At 35.2% G+C, this 18,526-nt stretch carries 11 protein-coding genes; 3 read left to right on the top strand and 8 right to left on the bottom strand.

Translation table 11 applies throughout. The features are described from left to right. Positions 1–2 precede the first annotated feature (2 nt). The 3 genes from mmsB to BUE84_RS04945 all read left to right on the top strand — a co-directional run bounded on the left by mmsB (position 3) and on the right by BUE84_RS04945 (position 2,636). Positions 3–887 carry a 3-hydroxyisobutyrate dehydrogenase gene (gene mmsB / locus BUE84_RS04955; RefSeq protein WP_079240729.1) on the top strand — a complete coding sequence of 295 codons (885 nt, stop codon included), beginning with the start codon at positions 3–5 and terminating at the stop codon, positions 885–887. Positions 888–889: 2 nt separating this feature from the next. Further along, positions 890–1,672 carry an enoyl-CoA hydratase/isomerase family protein gene (locus tag BUE84_RS04950; protein WP_079240728.1) on the top strand — a complete coding sequence of 261 codons (783 nt, stop codon included), beginning with the start codon at positions 890–892 and terminating at the stop codon, positions 1,670–1,672. Positions 1,673–1,811: 139 nt separating this feature from the next. Then, the gene (locus tag BUE84_RS04945; protein WP_079240727.1) at positions 1,812–2,636 is read left to right on the top strand and encodes a 5'-nucleotidase, lipoprotein e(P4) family; all 825 of its coding nucleotides are present in this window, start codon (positions 1,812–1,814) and stop codon (positions 2,634–2,636) included. Positions 2,637–2,790: 154 nt separating this feature from the next. Here BUE84_RS04945 and BUE84_RS04940 read toward each other — a convergent pair whose 3' ends face one another. The 8 genes from BUE84_RS04940 to BUE84_RS04905 all read right to left on the bottom strand — a co-directional run bounded on the left by BUE84_RS04940 (position 2,791) and on the right by BUE84_RS04905 (position 18,490). Continuing rightward, the gene (locus BUE84_RS04940; protein ID WP_079240726.1) at positions 2,791–3,315 is read right to left on the bottom strand and encodes a thermonuclease family protein; all 525 of its coding nucleotides are present in this window, start codon (positions 3,313–3,315) and stop codon (positions 2,791–2,793) included. A gap of 141 nt (positions 3,316–3,456) precedes the next feature. Beyond that, positions 3,457–4,137, bottom strand: a complete 681-nt coding sequence (locus BUE84_RS04935) for a hypothetical protein (protein WP_079240725.1) — start codon at positions 4,135–4,137, stop codon at positions 3,457–3,459. 19 nt (positions 4,138–4,156) lie between these two features. Beyond that, positions 4,157–4,414 carry a hypothetical protein gene (locus BUE84_RS04930; protein ID WP_079240724.1) on the bottom strand — a complete coding sequence of 86 codons (258 nt, stop codon included), beginning with the start codon at positions 4,412–4,414 and terminating at the stop codon, positions 4,157–4,159. A 134-nt stretch (positions 4,415–4,548) separates the two neighbouring features. Next, entirely contained in the window at positions 4,549–5,019 is a 471-nt protein-coding gene (locus tag BUE84_RS04925; protein ID WP_238594416.1) for an RHS repeat-associated core domain-containing protein, read from the bottom strand. Between the two features lie 212 nt (positions 5,020–5,231). After that, complete coding sequence (locus tag BUE84_RS04920) at positions 5,232–5,831, bottom strand: hypothetical protein (RefSeq protein ID WP_145953210.1); 600 nt, start codon at positions 5,829–5,831, stop codon at positions 5,232–5,234. A 4-nt stretch (positions 5,832–5,835) separates the two neighbouring features. Continuing rightward, on the bottom strand, positions 5,836–16,146 hold the full coding sequence (locus BUE84_RS04915) for a SpvB/TcaC N-terminal domain-containing protein (protein ID WP_079240721.1): 10,311 nt from the start codon (positions 16,144–16,146) through the stop codon (positions 5,836–5,838). Between the two features lie 8 nt (positions 16,147–16,154). Beyond that, positions 16,155–17,546 (bottom strand): T9SS type A sorting domain-containing protein, encoded by a 1,392-nt coding sequence (locus BUE84_RS04910; protein WP_079240720.1) that lies wholly within the window; start codon positions 17,544–17,546, stop codon positions 16,155–16,157. 305 nt (positions 17,547–17,851) lie between these two features. After that, the gene (locus BUE84_RS04905; protein WP_079240719.1) at positions 17,852–18,490 is read right to left on the bottom strand and encodes a hypothetical protein; all 639 of its coding nucleotides are present in this window, start codon (positions 18,488–18,490) and stop codon (positions 17,852–17,854) included. Positions 18,491–18,526: the final 36 nt, after the last annotated feature.

Raw genomic sequence — 18,526 nt, 5'->3', positions numbered from 1 at the left:
ATATGTCAAATATAGCATTCATAGGATTAGGAAATATGGGTGGTCCCATGGCCATCAACCTTGTACAAAAAGGTCATAACGTTACCGGATTTGATCTTTCCCCATCAGCTTTGGAAATACTGGTTTCAGCAGGCGGACAGATATCCGATTCTGCTCTAGCTGCTGCGAAAGACGCGGATGTCATTATCTCCATGCTTCCATCTGGTAAACACGTTGCGGAACTCTATTCTGAAGAGTTTATCAGCCAACTGAAACCTGATACATTGATCATCGACAGCAGTACTATTGATGCCATAACTGCCCGCTCTGTTGCTGAACTGGCCACATCAAAGGGATGTAAAATGATCGACGCACCTGTTTCTGGCGGTACTGCAGGAGCAAAGGCAGGAACATTAACCTTTATCGTTGGTGGTAAAACCAAAGACTACGAAAAGGCAAGACCGATACTCAAATGTATGGGACAGAATATTTTCCATGCCGGGGATTCCGGAGCGGGACAGGTAGCAAAAATCTGTAATAATATGTTGCTTGCCATACATATGATCGGAACTTCAGAAGCTATCAATTTAGGAGTTCGTCACGGATTAGAGCCGAAAATACTAAGTGAAATCATGCAGAAAAGTTCCGGTAGAAACTGGTCGCTGGAAGTCTATAATCCATATCCCGGAGTGATGGAAAATGCACCTTCATCAAGAGAATACTCGGGAGGTTTTGCAGTAGATTTAATGACAAAAGACTTAGGATTGGCAGCAGAAGCAGGCCTGGAAACCAGAACCTCTACCCCATTAGGAAATGCTGCTTTAAACCTTTACAGAATCTGGAGTGAAGCCGGAAATGGCACGAGCGATTTTTCAAGCATTATTCAATTCTTAAACAAACATCAGTAATCATGAATTTTGAAACACTACTATACCAGCAGGAAGGATATATTGGCACCTTAACCATTAACCGCCCGCAGGCTTTAAATGCTTTGAATGAAACGGTTTTAAAAGAGCTGAAAGCATTTGCTGAACAAATCCAATCCAATAAAGACATCCGTGTTTTAATCATTACCGGATCCGGAGAAAAAGCTTTTGTTGCGGGTGCCGACATCAAAGCAATGCAAGGGATGCCCCCAAAGGAAGCAACCGATTTTTCTGTTATGGCTCAAACCGCTTTCAACTCTATTGAAGCATTACCATTGGCCGTGATCGCAGCAGTAAACGGTTTTGCATTAGGTGGCGGGTGCGAACTGGCTTTATCCTGTGACATCATTCTGGCCAGTGAAAAAGCAAAATTCGGATTACCAGAAGTAACTCTTGGATTATTACCCTGTTTTGGAGGAACACAACGTTTACCGAGAGCTATCGGACTATACAAAGCCCGGGAAATGGTATTCTCCGGTGAATTTTACTCAGCAGAAACCTGTAAAGAATTGGGATTTGTAAACCGTGTGATTGCTCCTGAAGAATTATTGAATGAAGCCCAGAAATTAGCATTAACAATTGCATCAAGAGGTCCTGTAGCCGTAGCGAAGGCAAAACAATCATTGAATACAGGTGTAGAATTACACATTACAGATGGTTTGCAACAGGAAGCCATTTTATTCGGGGAATTATTCGACACGAAGGATCATCACGAAGGTATTGGCGCATTTATAGAAAAAAGAAACCCTGATTTTAAAGGAGAATAAAAGATAAAATAATTTTAAAAGATATATTTGATTTTTAGGAGGCTGGTCTGTTTTTGTTACCGGTCTCCTTTTTTTACTTCCCAAAAATACTTGTCATACAATCAAATTGTCATAATTTTGTTCTTCCTATTCAAATTCTATGAAAAATTTTAATCTCATTATCGCCAGCTGCTTCTTTGTCTCGGTTATATCGTGTACAACAACGGCACCAGTTTCAAAGACTTCTACAGATAATACACCTTATCAAAACCTTGGACGTGACGGGAAGATATACGCCGCTTTTTATCAGCAAAGGGCCGCAGAATATGAAGCATTGTGTCTTCAGGCGTACAATATTGCCACGCTTCGTCTGGATGAAGCTTTATCGCAGAAATCTGACAAACCTTTAGCCATTGTTTCTGATATTGATGAGACCTTTCTAGATAATTCTTATTACGCTGTTGAGCGCTCAAAAATGGGGAAAAATTATGATCAGAAAACATGGGAAGAATGGACCGCAAAAGGTATTGCTACTCCGCTTACAGGTTCTCAGAAATTCTATCAGTATGCTGCCAGCAAAGGAATCCAGGTATTTTATGTGACCAACCGTGTGGAACAGGAGCGCGAAGGAACTTTAAAGAATTTAAAAAAATACAATTTTCCAATTCAAAGCGATGCCAACCTTATCCTGAGATCCAAAGAAAGCAGCAAGGAAACCCGAAGAAAAGATATTGCTAAAAATTATAATATTGTTTTGCTGCTAGGCGATAATCTTGCCGATTTCTCAGATATATTTGATAAAAAATCAGAAACAGATCGTTCTTCAGCAGTAAAGAATTCAGCTAATGATTTTGGTAAGAAATTCATAATTATACCTAACGTTGGTTATGGAGACTGGGAATCATCATTTTATCAATACAAATATGATTACACGGATCAGCAGAAAAATTCAATGATGTACGATGCAGTAAAATCTAATCCTTAAATAAAATCTAAACTGTAGATATAAGAACGAAAAACCTCACAATATTGTTGTGAGTTTTTTTTATATGTTTTCATAAAGTAGAAAGGCAAGAAATGATGAAAGTTGTCAGGAGACTAATCAATTGACTGCTTTCTCCAAGCTTCTGTCAAAATATTTATGCGACTCCTTTTATTTTAGTTCCGTTTTTAGCTGCTTCGATTTTCTTATTATTTCTAAGCTCACGTTTCATTTTGCGGTAGTCCCAGGGAGCGAGAGCATTACTATCCTGCCACAGACCCATTTTTTTAAGCTTTGCAGTTTCCTGAATTTTGCCCAGAGAAGCATCTTTTGAGTAGGAAAAATACCACCATCCCAATCCTGCTTTGATAAGCTCTTTGGAAAGGTATTTCCCATCATCATAATACACTTTCGCAATGGATCTTCCATAACGGTCTGTAGTGGTTTCAACAAAGCTTACCGTTTTCCCGAATACCTGAGCAGAAGTAAACTGCTTTGCATTTTTACCGAACGCCTGTCCACTTTCAGGACAATCGACTTCGGCTAATCTGATTTTTTTTTGTTGATTACCTTTTAATAGTAAAGTAATGGTATCTCCGTCTGAAATTTTGATCACTTTTCCGGTAGTCTGTGAGAATAGAAATACAGGGAAAAGTACGTACAGCAGCATTAATCGTTTCATGGGGCAAATATAGGGAATAGTGGGACTTGTTTAATGAAAAAACCTCGCGTTTTGCGAGGTTTTTATAATATTGAATTGAGTTATTTGATTTCCTACCTCAAAGTCTGGAGACTTTGCGGAGCGGATGTAAAGAGCCGGAAATTAGGAAGTTGACACTAATATAAAATCTTCTATTTCCCAATAATTATCATGCAATCTTAGTTTAAATATAGCATTTCTACCGTAATAATCTTTTTTTATACGATGGTCAACAAAAACTAATGCTGTTCTTTTAGAAGGATCAAATACAATCTCTGAAAAATAGACAACACCTATCTCACATTCATTTGTATGTTTATCATACTCTGCCAGATCCAGGACTTTTGCGGTACACAAATTAAATTGATTTGCTTTTATAGAACTTCGTATGCTTAAATTTTTAATATCTGGACTATTAGAAAAGTCTTTAAAAGAATCCTTCGTTCTTTTTATGCGTCTTAAATAAACCTCGGTATTATCTGTCCCGAAATATGTATTTTTACTTTTAGTAGAATCTATATACAAATTGCAAAATTTTTCAGGATGATTAAAAATTTCGTTGTGCGCTTTTGTCTTCTCTTCGATATATAAATCCTCATTATGAACTCTTAAACTATCAAAATATCTTTTTTCACCTAAATAATCTTCTCGAAAAAAATAAGGTATCAACTGATCTGTTAAATCATTATATAGTTTTACATTAGTATCGGTTGATTGACTTACACATTTCTTCATTTCCTCTTTACAATTCGTAATTAATAAAGAGGATAATAAAATCATAACTATCTTAGTTTTAAAATTCATACTATTTGAAAATTTTAGATTAATAACATCCTCTTACTCGCAAATTATCTTTTGGTTTTTTATAATTATCTAAAATAGATGGTTTTTTTTCTGATTTCAAGTCCCTGATTTGACGTTGTTGCCTAAAGTCTTTTGCAGCATTATTCCTCCTAATTCCATCAAACTTTTCACTAATTATATCACGATCAGAAGCAGAAAATTGAGTATCTGTTCTAAAATAAATAATTTCCCAATTATCTCCTGCATCTGACCTACCACTTTTTGATTTAAGACTCATCTTAAAAAGTGGTTCAGATTCCTTGGAATGATGGTCAATTGCATAGTCTGCCCAATGACCACCTTCATGAATTATTATTTCTGCTAAATTATCAATATACTTTTTATTTCCTTTATTTTTTGAAACCGTATTTACTACGCAGAATCTATTTTAATAACATTGGGATCACCACCTGGATCAAAACTCGCCAAATCAAGTAAACTTTCATTCATTATAACAGTGGGCCCATCTCCATCTCTGAGCATTGTTTGTATCATTTTATCATTTACACCAAATCTATTTTTAAACGCTTCTCGAAATTCTGAATCTCGAAACACCGCTTTTATAGTTTTTATTGCCGCTGTATATAATGCTCTTTCCTCTTTCGTAGCATTTGCTGGTAATCTAAAATTTCCATCAGGATCAATGTAATTAATAGGGTTGTTTCCACAATATGCATACGGACTCCAGCTCGGATACTTCTCCGCTAGCGGATCCACACCATACCAAATACTCAACCTTGGATTATAATATCTCGCTCCGTAATAATACAGCCCTGTTTCTCTGTCAAGCTCTTTGGCATTGAACTTATATGGGTTATCATATACTCCTGTTTTCTGCTCCAGTATTGTTTCTCCGAATGGTAAATTTAAGAAAAACAGTGTTGTCTGAGCACTGAATAAATAACATTACAAATGATAAAGACGATTCTTAAAGTACAAAACCTCGCAAAATGCGAGGCTTTGTATAATATTAAATTATTTACTTTTCATCTAGAAGTCAAGAGACTTTATAGAGCGTTTTTTTGTTTGTAAAATGTTAATTCATTTGATAACCATTATTCTAAAGGAACAAAAGCTTGACATTCTTCTGAATATTTAACTATATAATAAGAATTAATACCTTTAATACTATAAGTTAGAACAATATCATTTGGGTCAAATTTCATATTATCATAATACCAAATTGTTACTTCATTTCGAGTAGTATTAAATAATACATAAGCTTTGTTTTGTCTTGAATTAATTTTATTTAAAAAGATAAATTCTCCAATATGACAATCTCCATAATTTTCTACTTCTTTAAAATATTTTTTAAACTTGAAATTACTCTTAATAAAATCATTGGGTAAAAAATTCAAAAAGGGTATTTTAACTAAAAATGATTTATAATATTCCAAATCATTTAATTTATTCTTATTAATTGTTTTGATACTGTAATAAACAATATTTGTTTTTAAAAAATTAAAATTATCTTGTAACTTATTATTTTTTAATTCAATACAATCCAAGGATATATTTTTTTTTGTTAAACTACTACCCTCTATAATTACACTTGGTAGATTTTCTAATGTTTTTGATTTTTGTTCTTTCTGTGGAGGTACTTTATGACACTGAGATAACACTATCAAACAAATTAAACATAAAAAGGTTTTCATATTATTAATAATTTTTAGGTTGTGGTTTTTTTGCCGAATCCCTCATTTTCAATACATTACCATAGTTTGAAGCTCCACCTCCATTATAGTTTTTACTTGCATTATCCCATGTCTTTCCACCTGTCCATTTTGTTTTTCCCTTACTTGTTGTAAGTCCTTTTTGATACATCAATCCAATACCAGCACTAACTGATTGTTCTGGAGTAGCTCCCCCTCCTTTTGTTAGTCCAAATTGAGTTTTATGTCCATTTGCCCAGTCATTTGAAAATACACTATAATAAACATTTGCTTGCATAATATCGGATTTGGGGTTATTTAGATCATTAGGGTTTTCATCATATGTTCCCATCATAGATTCTTGCATGATTGTAGCTTTGACTAAAGTGGGATCTAAATCTGGCACTGTAGATGCGTCATCAATACTTAACCCATTTGTATGTTTAGGAGTAATACCCGCATTTTTGTATTGATTAAAATATCCAGTTTCTGACGCTATTAAATAATCATATTTTTGATAAATTGATCCAGTAGTATTACCTCCTCCTTTTTCTTGTATTATATTGGGCATTACCGCTTCTATCCATCCTTTTCCTCCGTTTGCCGTCAAACCACTTACTGCAACACTTTTTGCATTAATATCAATCATATAGGTCTTAAAAACTGTATTACTTTTAATCCTATGAATTTCTCGACCATTAACCCCCATAAAAACAATGTCATTTGGAGCTTGTCCGTCTGGGTCAATAAATCTGATAGGATTATCAAATGTATAAACATAGGGACTCCAACTTGGATATTTTTCGGCTAATGGATCTACCCCATACCAAATACTTGCTCTCGGATTATAATATCTCGCTCCGTAATAATATAACCCTGTTTCTCTATCCAATTCTTTTGCATTGAACTTATATGGGTTATCATATACTCCTGTTCTCTGCTCCAGCATCGTTTCTCCGAATGGTAAATTTAAGAAAAACTGCGTACTCTGAGCACTGGAATTGGTAACAAATGTTGCCGTTCCTAAATGATCATTATGCAAATAGTATAATCCTAACTGGCTGGTTGGTCCATTTAAAGTATTCAGCTCTGCTAAGGAAATATCACCTACTCCTGCTTTTTCAAGATACGTTTTGAAATCAACAGAAGGATCAGGTTCTCTCATTGTTGTTCCCTGATCAGATGTTCTGAGATTTAGAGGAACAAAAATATTGCTTCCATCCATCACTCTGCTGGCAAAGCGGGTTGCTCCTTCAAAATAATGTTTGGTGTACTGTCCGTTTAAGGATACCGTTACATATGGATTAGGATACAAAGTATAATCAGTTAAGCTTAAGCTACCCGGATCTACCAATTCTCCGTTCTGATATAGCTGAGAACTTCCATGAAGATTGTATTTTATTGTTCTTTCTCCTTTATCATCGTAGGCATAATACTGGTATACACCAGAGTCGTCACTATAAAAAGCTTTTAAACGATCCTGCTCATCCCAGAACATCTGCTTGGCACCAAATTCATCAACATGTTTAATGGTATTCCCATTATCATCATATTCGAAAAGTTGCTGCGTACCACTGATATTACCATCAATAATCGTCTTCACTTTATGAGTTTCCGGAATATACTTATAATTATTAGCGTAGGTATTCAGTGGTTCCGGCTGCTGGTCGATCTGATGCACCTGCTCCTTCAATACAATCCCTCCACTTTCGTTATATGTTACCTTTCTAAGCTCAAAATGTGAGTTACTTTGCGCATATGGAGAAGTATTGGGTGTTGTAGGAGTTCCTCCTTTATCATTAAGTCCCATATCACTTTCCGTACCAATCAATCTGTTTAAGGTATCATACCCATATTTGAAAGCATAGGTTCCTCCCATTTGATTTGGCGTTACCCCTACATCATTGGCAAGACGGATAATATTTCCTCTCTTATCATACTCGTAGCTGTTGGATAAAAACGCATTGGAATTGCTCCATAACCCAAAGTGATCTAACCTTCTGTTGGTAGCAATATATGAATAATCTGTTCTTGTTCCATTTCCATAGTTGGCTGCTGTTCTCTGCTCATAAAGGTCATATTTGATATTCTGAATATAATTATAACTTCCGTTGGTTACCGTTTTAAGATTCCCTCCCAGGTCATAGCTGTAAGTAAGCTGCTCTCCATCAGGATATGTCAGTTTTTTAAGACGGTTCCAGCTGTCATAGACATAATCCGTTTTGAATTCCATCGTTGGAATATTGTATCCGAATATTCTACGAGTCTCCGATATTACTTCGCCCAGCTTACCATAATTATAATTGGTATAACCTGTCCCGTCTGTTTTTGTCGTAATCCTTCCGGAATTATTTCCTGAATTGGCAGGCATATAATTGTAATGAACGTTATTAGGATTAGTAACTCCGCTCGGAAGATCAGGAAGTATAATATCTGTCAGTCTGCTCTTATCATATTTATAATGAATCTGATGGGTTTGTATAGTGGGATCATTTGCCAGATTTGGAGTTCCAAACCAGATAAGATGTCCCGCAGAATCATATACATAAGTAGTAAGTCCTTTATCAGGATGTAACATTTCTGTTCTTCTTCCGGCAAGGTTATACTTATAGGTCGTCTTAATACCTTGCGGATCAGTTACCATAAGCAGTTCACCTATTGTATTGTATTCAAATTTTGTAGACAGCGGGTCACTATTCAGGTAATTTATTTTCTCAACAACCTGTCCTTCCACATTAGCAAAGGTTTCCGTTTTCATAACATCAAACTCTTCTGTAGTTTTAAGCAGGTTTCCTTCAATCTGATAGGTAAGATTCTTCATCACTCCATCTTCATCCTTCATACTGTTAATCCTGTCTGAATGATCATAACTGGTTCTTACTACATTCTGAGCAATTGAAAGGTTAAGATTATCTGTCATCTGATCTTCCTGTACCGGATGATATTGTTCTATTGTTCTTCCGAATACATCAAAAACAGATCTTCCTGAAACAGATCTTTTTTCCACACCACTTACATCAATATCTTTCTTCACCTGTATTACTCTTCCCATAAAATCTGAATAAGAGTCTGTATTAATCAGGTTATTCGGATGGTCTGCATCATAATGAGAGGTTCTGGCACGGAATATTTTAATATTCTGATCTGAACTCGGCATACCATAATGATCATAATAATAAGAGTGAGTTATTGTAGAAATATTTGCAGGACTATAAGGTTCAATGATGGATATAGCCCTTCCATAGTCATCATATCCATATTGTATTACATTTCCTGTTATATCTGTACTTTTTGTTAAAACATCCAAATAAAGATTATACTGTCCAAAGGAAATATATCCAAAGGCATCTGTTGTTCTTATTACATACTTACCTGTTTCATCATCATATTCGTAGGATATGGAATATCTGTTCTGTGATTCATCAGGCGGATAAGTTACCGTTTTAACATTACCGGAAGGTTCATAAGTATAATCTGTTATGATATCCTGAGAGCCATCAAATACGATATATTTTCCGACATCTCCTGTATTAACGTTTATATCCTGGGTTTTTCTCTTCCTTAAAAGAGTAGAACCTGTTCCGTCATATACATTGATCTCTTTTGGTACTGCGATCATATTTTTATTCAGACCGGTCCAATAAGTGATCACAGATTTATAGGAATTGGTAGGGCTGGTATAGGTATAATTTGAAACCAATCCGGTATTGTAATCATACTCCATTTTTTCCGTAGTCTCTATTTCACCACCATTTTCAAATCTCGTATTGATCTTTGTATTCAACAGAACGGTAGCCATTTTTCTACCTTCTGTTCCTCCGTTATCAAAACTTTCAGCTAAGTAATTAGGGTCTATTTTGGTTGTATTATCTTTAAATTTATATAAACGATAGTTATAGATCACTTTGGAAATTAACTCATCATTTCCCGAAAGGATTTTACTTTGTTTAATTAATCCGTTTAAGAAATAACTTGTGTTGTAATACGTATCCTCAGTTTTACGGTAAGGATTTCCATCGATATTGATTTCTTCACGTATTACTTTTCCAAAACCAAAATTATCTCTTTCCCTTCTGTCATATCTGGAATTTTCAAATTTATATTGGGTTACAATATCTTTTTCTGTACTGGAAAGCGTATAGTCTGTACTAAAAACATCCGGGTTTAATATTTTAACCTCTTTAACCACCAGTTTTGCATGTGGATCCTCATAGTTTGGTTGTGTAAACTGATAGTCTATAGTGTACTTCCCTTTGGTTATATTTTGAGTAACAGATTTCAGTTTATTGGTTTTTCCAATCAAAGAATAGTTAACTGTAAATCCATTACTGTTATCTACTACAAGATCAACAAATCCATCTCCGTTCATATCTCTGAAAGCCTTTTGAGTATCAGAAACATTGATCCCCAAGTTGGCCGTAGCTCCTGCTCCTACTTTTATGAAAAGATTCAGAATCGGAACAGGAGGAATAATCGGGATAGGTCCTATATTTACCATAAAGCTTCCTCCGAAAGAGAAATAGCCATTATATGAGCCACTTTCTTCAGTAAAATCTACATTTCCTACTGTTTTAAGCAATGGAACAGCTGTATCAAATTTATGCCCTAAATTATAGCGAACATTGGTCCATTTAGTACAACCTGGCAATAGATCGCAATTTTTCACCTCAAGAATATCAATTAAACCATCTCCGTTGATATCTTCATATACAACATCTGCAGTCCCCTTTGAAGCTGAACCGCCTAAGCTTGCACTGATACCAAATCCAAAGCTGCTCAAGGCACCCATATTTGCTGAAGAACCTAACCCTCCACCTATAGAAATATTTTCACTTCCTATCGGGTGAGATCGGTAAGTAAGCATATTTTCAACAGGCTTTCGCGTTAACAGCTTTTTCCCTAGATTGAGCATTACACCCATATTCAGATCGCCTCCATCTACCACTCTGTCAGGAAGTCCATCTCCATTAATATCCATCCAAAAATTTCTCCCTGAATCAAATGAGTTAAAATACTTGGTAACTCCTGCACTCGCAGATCCGGACCCAGACCATGGCATAGAAGAATCTCCTTTTGAAGTAGTTCCTAAAAGACCATTTACACTAATTCTTCCACTAGCAGAAAAAAGATTATAAGAGAATCCCAGAGAGTTCATCTTCTGATAGGTATTGGAATCTGTAGGAAAACCTCCCGATGGTACCAGGTTTATATCATCTAAACTTCCGACTGAGTTTGTCATTTGAATAGACTCAGGATATACCATATCAGGATACCCGTCTCCATTTATATCAGAGAAAGTCTGAGTTTCAATACTTCCTTTTCCCCAAGGTACAGTTTCTGATTCGGCTTCAGATATTCCTACACCTCCTACTGATACATTTAGTGTATTTGTTGTATTACGGGTATAGCTGCTCTGTTTTCTACTGATAGCCTTCATTGTGGTATCCAATGAAAGTACTTTTGTCACCAGAGTTGTAGGTGTTACCGATGGTGTATTAGGTATAGGATTATTGAAATAATTGACAGTTTCATCATCCTTGAAAGAACCTGCAGAAGCAAACTGATTCTCTCCGGCTCCCACCCAAATGCTTTTAACAGTATAGTTACCTCCTGTATTTACCAGTGAACTATGTGGTTTCATAGGAGAAACAAATTGGGAAACTGTATTATTTCCTGTATTAGGGTTCGCATTAGGTAAGTTATCAATACACTTAGCCAACTCCTCTGCACTTAAAGGAGGCTGCTGAATACATTGTGGATAAGTATTTTGAGCTGCATTACCCGGAGTCATAGTTTCTGCTTCAATTGGTTTTCCATAGGTGTAACCTTCGATAATTCCCGGATTGTATAAAAATTGTCCCCAGTTATTATAGACAGCAGTTTTTGGGTTATACATTGCTGTATTTACCGAAGTTGGCGGTACAGAGGTAATCAGCTCACCACTTCCGTAAATTTTGAATGGTTTCCCCTGGAAGTACTGAGAATATTTATTGAATAAAGCGTAATCACCATCAGTTTTACAATACACCTGAATATTAACAAGATGAGGTTGACCAAATTCCGGTATTGTTAAATCTCCCTTATAAAAGCTGATAGGACTCATTCCCGGAACATCAAATCCACCAATCATATCCTCTTCTTTAATCACGGAGTTAGCTCCGTTAGCAGCTACAGTTACTTTTCTTTTCCCCATCACCGTTGATCCGGTTTTAATTACGTAATAAAACGTTCCGGTTGAAAGAGTAGAAAAGTTTGTAACACCTTTGTCTATCTGAACACCAAAAGCTCTTTTTCCACTAACAATGTTAGGATTGTCCTGAGTATTTCTAATATCTATTCTTGCTCTTAGTTGCGTTACTGCATATGAAGGATATTGAGCAACCGGATACAAATCTAAGTTAACTGATGCATTATTATTTGAAACAGCATTATAATGTACTTTGATTTTATCTTTCCAGTTGCTGCTGAAGAATGATGTATGAGAATCAGATTCTACAATAAACTTCAAGTATACCGGTTCACTTGAATTCACATTCAAAGTACCTGTAAAAGCTTCAGTACTGAATGGATCATATGACTGAATATATTCAGAAGAATGGAGCACTGTAGCTGCACCAGTAGCTGCATTTTCTGCAATCACTTTAAAGGTAAAGTTATCTGTACTAGAGGTAAAGTTAACACTTTCCACTGTAATATTTGCTGTTCCCGTACCATCCAGATACACTGATGATAATAAATTATTGGTCAGGAAATTACTTCCATAATTTCCATTATTCAGCTTAAACTGATCCTGAAATACAAACTTGCTTGACAATGGGGATCCGGTTGAGGGATCAACATAAATAACTTCCGGATTAGAGTTTACCTCTAAATTCTTATTCTGGCTTTTATGCAATCTTATGTATACTTTCTCACCACTTTTTACAAAAATCCTGTTGGAACTATTAGCAGCTCCTACCTGATTGGATACTGTATTATTTCCCGGTGAAATGGCATTCATTTCTGTATAATAATCATTGTACTTCGAGATCGAAATATTTTTCGCAAGGCCACCAGGGGTAAGTTCAGTAAGATAAACTCTTGTATTAACAGAAGAACCCGAAGACGCGTAAGGAGCTTCCACCGAATAATACATTTTTATGGGTAAATCACCCTGATCTCCAGTATAAGAAGGTACGGATATATTATCTTTAATCGTGATATACCCATCCTGTGAAGCTATCCATACTTTTACAACATCAGTAATGGGTACTGCCGGAATATCTGGAGTAAAAATAGGATCGTCCGGAGGTAAGACCGGAGGTGCAATTGGCTTGTCCTTCACTACCATATTTTCTGTAAATTCAGAATGTATGGTCATTTCAGGCTGTTGTGAGATCTTATTATATTTATTAAACCAGACCTGTCCATTATTGACAACATCAACTAATCCGTCAGAGTTAGCATCAATCAGATAGGTAGATGTGGTTCCTCTGGATGTAGATTTAATCTGGGATCTACTGTATACTGTAGCTCCCATATCCCATCCTGAATTGTTGGTCTTGGTTTCGGTATAGGTAAAGTTGTTGTTATAATTTAATAAGGGTTTGGCTGGTAAAAAAGATAAATGACCGTCCTGATCCAGTTTTCCCTGACTGAATTTCAGTTGAGAAGAGGTTCTGTAGATCATATCCTGAATACCATCTCCGTTAAAGTCAATAAGCTGCTGGGCATTCTTTGCTTCAGCCGTGGAATATCCAAAAGGGAACCCAAACATCAGGTGTCCATATGCGTCATTGGAAGAATAAAAGAAATTCAACCCAGCAGCCGGTCTAAAGTTTAATCCATTTTCAGAGGAAATATTTCCATTGATTTTGGATGGTTTCAGAAGATTTTCGATCAGTCCATTATAGACATTTTCAGAATTCTGTACCTGCACCTGAGTATCAGGTCCAAATATCTGATTATTTTCTACCTGGTTATAGTATTCAAAAGAATAGTCATCAACAATAGGAAGCGGATTCACGATCTTAATATTGTATACCTGACTGTATAATCTTCTTAACCTTGTTTTATTAAATTGTCCATCTTCGTATTCTGCTCCATAGGTTCGTATTTTTTCTGTCTTATGTTTTATATCAATAGCTTTTAAAAGATATGGTTCCACTCTTTTTACTCCCTGCTTCGCATTGATATTGATATCTTTTCTACTAATTCCGGTTTCAGCAATAAAATTAACACTGTAATCCTGATTTTTTCCGTAAGTTATTTTTTGAATATGAAAATAAACTCCTCCGGTTAGGGCATTAGTTGATCCAAGATCTAATATATTTTTCTGATAGGTAAACATCATTTTATTACCATTACTGTCTTCTATCATTCTTAATCCCCAATGAACAATCTGGCCTTCATCATTTTTTATAACAGAATTATCACTTCCGCCATAATAACTCTTAGTACCATCTGTAGAAGTTACTATCCATGCATAATCAGAAGGTGTATTCCCTTCTCTTTCTATAAGAGTAAAATCATGGTTTTTTCTGAGATAAAATTGTTTTTTCCCTGTCGAATTACGTACCTGCCTTGCTGTTGTAATATCTGTAGAGGTCTCACTTGTATTATTATGTCTGTGTGGCAGATAACCATTAGGATAAACAAGCATTTCCCCATCTAAAGTATACAGTTCCGTTTCCTGGGCACCAAACTTAGGTGTTCCCCATCTGGTATCTACTGAGATCGCCGATAATCCCTGAAGATCCCATCCTTCACCCATCCATCCGTTACCGGCACCACTGTTATATCCTATTGCTAAAGAAGGCTGTAATCCTCCCAAACCAGCAGGAACTTTGATAGGATAATTCATATTGGCATCTCCTTTTTGGCTTGCAGTAGGAGCATTCATCAGCTGCATTCCTGCCATTGGATCTGCTGCTTTTAATCCGCTGATACTTGTTGGTGAAAAAGCTGTTGTCTGGGGAGATTCCGGAGCGGAAATAATTCCGTTGATATAATCATGGTCTCCATCTCCTTCTACCATTACCGTTTTATTTTTCTCATCAACAACTGATTTATCCGAAACCCATTGTTTTTTAGCATAATCAAAGTGGAAAACCTTAATATCTTTAGGAGAAAATAATCCCAGTCTTTTCGTATCATAAGGAATAGTAATCTTAGCCTTTTTTTCCAGCTTCCCTGAGACTAAAGAAAATCTATAGGCAGCATTATTCAGGGTAACATTTTTAAGCCCCTGAGAAACTGCAGGAATATCCTTTTCTCTTAATTTCAGTATTTCTATATAAGCCGACTCTGATGCTCCTTTTTCAATAGAAACATTCATATTTTCATAGCTTATGCTAAACTCCTTATCTTTTGAAATTTCAACTCCTTTCGGCTTTGCGTAGTAGTGATCAACTACTTTAAAAGCTTTTGTAGAAACCGGAATTTTGTAAGTATTGGCTACACCTCCTGCAATAACAGAGAATGAACCAGCTACTTTATTTTCCTCAGAAATTTTGATAACCTTTTCAAATTCACCGTTTTTCACAGCAATAACCTCATTATTAACTACCAAATCTGATAGTGAAGTAGTGTTTCCTTTTACATACAGCTGATCTCCTGACAGCGCAGAAGTTAGATGCAGATTATTTTCTGATCTCTTCTCTTTATCAAAAACGATACGTAGGTTTTTTATTTTATATTTTACTCCCGTAGTCGGTGAAGTGAATAATACCGTGTTGAAACCTGTTTTAATAAGTCCTGAATTAAGAGTTTCTTTCTGATGACTCCATTTTGCACTAGGAATAATAATTCCTCCTCCTATCGCAATATTATGGTTGATAGATCTGGATACTGACTCATGAGAAGCCAGACCAAACAAATCATATTCCAGATAAGCGACTGCATTTTTTTCCACCGACGGAACATCCACCGTAAAAAAGTTATCAGATACCTCATCTTCATCCTGTTCTGTGAAAGCACCAATTGTTCCTTCTTTTTCTTTTGATGGATAAAAACTTTCGCTATTGTTAGCAATAGTATTTCCCAATTCAGAAAATCCTAAATTTTCCTTATCAGAATTTGAAATTCCAAGATCTCCTATGATATTTTTTTGAAGAGATTTTTCAGATTGTACTAATTGATGAGAAGAGCTTTCATCTGCATTCTGATTAAGCGAATCAACCTTTTTATCGGTCCATTTACTCATCAGTTCTTTCTTGAATCCCCGAACCTTCTGCCTGTCCTCTTTGGTGAAGCCTGCAAAAACAAACATACACGCAAAAAAGCATATCAGCAGAAACGATTTCTTCGTAACGGGAAATTGATTCTTATTTATTTTCATGGTATAATTTAATCAACAATTAATTTGAACGTTTTTATAATTTTTTTATCCTGGATAAGATTGATGATATAAACACTCTGAACAGCAAGCTGTCCTGTATAATGGGTCGATTTGCGATCTATATTATCAAGCTTAATAAGTCTTCCTGCCCCATCATAAATGGAAATACCAAGGTTATCCATAGGTGGAAAAGTTACTGTAAAGGTCTGTCCTTTCTTAACCGGATTGGGATAAAGATTAATTTTAGTTTGATTCAGTGATAATTCATTACTGCTCATTGGTAATCCCGAACCAGAATGCTGGGTTTGGCCCATTACATCTTTTTTAGAATCTTTGGTAGGACTCACAGCAAAGGTGAAATGAGCGATATCACCACTATCAAATTCATTAAGAAAATCAACTTTATTAAAAATGATATAACGATCAGTTTCAGCTCCCTGGATTTTTTGAATACTTCCATCAGGCTTTTTCAAAAACAGCCAGTAAGTAGCAGATAATGAATCCGGATTCATTGTTGTCTTCAAAATCCTTACACTATAATCAGTTTTAGAAACCTTATTACCAATAAAATTGATCTCCCAGTTTTTTTGCAGGATATCAAAATTCCCATCATTTTTCAACGCTAATTCTTTGTTATCATCCGACCAAATAACAAACTGATTATTCTCAAAAACAGCCTGATTTTCTACGTTTATTCTTTCAATAGAATTTTTACCAATTGTTAAAAACTGATCAGCCTGGTTGGAAGATTGTTTTTGATATAATTCATTACCATTATCTCTTCCTAATCCTGTGGGTTTATATTTAAATTCTTTATGTTTTTCAGGATCCCAGATAACCTTTCCATCACTGCTGTAATATTTCCCTTTTTCCAATGAAATTCCATATTTAATAGAGAGGTAAGAATGTATCTTACCTAGATCTGAAGATTTCGCCTTTCTTGGCAGAAATATAATTTCGTAAAGATTCTGGTCCTCGAATTTGATTTTTATACTGTCTGATTTCTCACGATTAATATCAGCTGCTGCTATAAATGAAAAAATACTGGGTTTTTTTCTAATTTCAACCGTTTTTTCTTTACCTGTTTTAAAGTTGTTGTTGCCCAAGGAAATCTTTTTTTCAGTATTTTCCCATATTAACTCATCCTCCTTCGACCGATGAACAGCTGTAAGAGTATGACTCTTATTCTTACTGTATTTAATATATTTCTTAAAAAGTTTGTCCTTGATGCCACAATGAAAATTGAGTAAATTTTCGTCTTTACATTTCGTTACTTCTCGAAGTGTTGGATTGGCTTTTTCCCATAGCTGGGCATCAGATCCTACCAATTGAGAATAAAATAAAGCAGAACACGACAATCCAATTACCGTGAATGCTTTGGAATAAAAAAGTTTATACATGCTGGGTATTTTTGACTACATAAATAGTTAGCAGAAACCAACTGGAGTTTAGTTTGAATAAAATTAACCTTAAAGAAGAAAGCCATCTTTACAGTCCAAGAACAGGATAAAAAGATAAGATGAAAATGGTTGATTTTTTCATAGTATTATTAGTTTTAGTTTTTTTTTGCAAATTTACAAAAGAAACAAACACTACGAATTTTTATTTAATAAAATTTTAACAAATTTTATAACACAGAAAACATCTATTAAAAACGAATATTTTTAGAGTTTAAATAAAGAATTATTCAAACTTTAAAAAAATCTCACCAATTAAATGGCATCGCCACATAGGTATTTTCAAAAATAGGTAAGGACAAAACTTCCGTTGGTTGTAGACAGGCTTCTCCCCTCTTCACAATACAGGCTTTAAGTAATTCTCCACGATGATGGTAACCATTTAAGATGAGTGCCTGAATACCATCAGTATCTAAAATCCTGATCAACGTTTGAAATTTATTTGCTGTATCTGTTAATTCAAGGAAACTTAAATCAATATCTGTAAAAGAGACATTTTCATCGGCTACGATCTGAACAAAACGTTGCCCGATATCATATGCAGTCAGATCTTTAAATTTTTCATCCGCAGTTATAAGATTGGTTTCCAGGCAATCCAGATATACTTTTCGCCCACCTGACAAGTAGTTTCGGGTATGCAACTTGGCTGCTTGTAAAATCTCAATATTATTTCTTCTGAAAGCTCTTTTCCATTCATCAATTTTTATTAAAATATCTGCATTTGCATACTCCCATAAAAAAGAATAAACCTTTTGATCAGGAAAAAAATCATCCATTTGAATTCCGTCTTCATGATTATAAAACAACCAGAAGCTATCATAGTTCAATTCACTGTGTTTAAAAAAATTTGAAAGGTAATAATGATGGATATCTCTATATTTCTTCATAAAATACCATGTTTTTTTTGGAAGATATTTCAGTTT

The sequence above is a fragment of the Chryseobacterium indologenes genome, assembly GCF_002025665.1.
Lineage (GTDB): Bacteria > Bacteroidota > Bacteroidia > Flavobacteriales > Weeksellaceae > Chryseobacterium > Chryseobacterium metallicongregator.
The sequence above is the reverse complement of the archived record's forward strand: the minus strand, read 5'-3'. Positions and strand labels throughout refer to the sequence as shown.

Bases quoted from the DNA above. Each gene is read 5' to 3' on its own strand.
- BUE84_RS04905 (WP_079240719.1), bottom strand. From the start codon at position 18,490: ATGAAGAAATATAGAGATATCCATCATTATTACCTTTCAAATTTTTTT.
- BUE84_RS04950 (WP_079240728.1), top strand. From the start codon at position 890: ATGAATTTTGAAACACTACTATACCAGCAGGAAGGATATATTGGCACC.
- mmsB (WP_079240729.1), top strand. From the start codon at position 3: ATGTCAAATATAGCATTCATAGGATTAGGAAATATGGGTGGTCCCATG.
- BUE84_RS04945 (WP_079240727.1), top strand. From the start codon at position 1,812: ATGAAAAATTTTAATCTCATTATCGCCAGCTGCTTCTTTGTCTCGGTT.
- BUE84_RS04930 (WP_079240724.1), bottom strand. From the start codon at position 4,414: ATGAGTCTTAAATCAAAAAGTGGTAGGTCAGATGCAGGAGATAATTGG.
- BUE84_RS04920 (WP_145953210.1), bottom strand. From the start codon at position 5,831: ATGAAAACCTTTTTATGTTTAATTTGTTTGATAGTGTTATCTCAGTGT.
- BUE84_RS04915 (WP_079240721.1), bottom strand. From the start codon at position 16,146: ATGAAAATAAATAAGAATCAATTTCCCGTTACGAAGAAATCGTTTCTG.
- BUE84_RS04940 (WP_079240726.1), bottom strand. From the start codon at position 3,315: ATGAAACGATTAATGCTGCTGTACGTACTTTTCCCTGTATTTCTATTC.
- BUE84_RS04910 (WP_079240720.1), bottom strand. From the start codon at position 17,546: ATGTATAAACTTTTTTATTCCAAAGCATTCACGGTAATTGGATTGTCG.
- BUE84_RS04935 (WP_079240725.1), bottom strand. From the start codon at position 4,137: ATGAATTTTAAAACTAAGATAGTTATGATTTTATTATCCTCTTTATTA.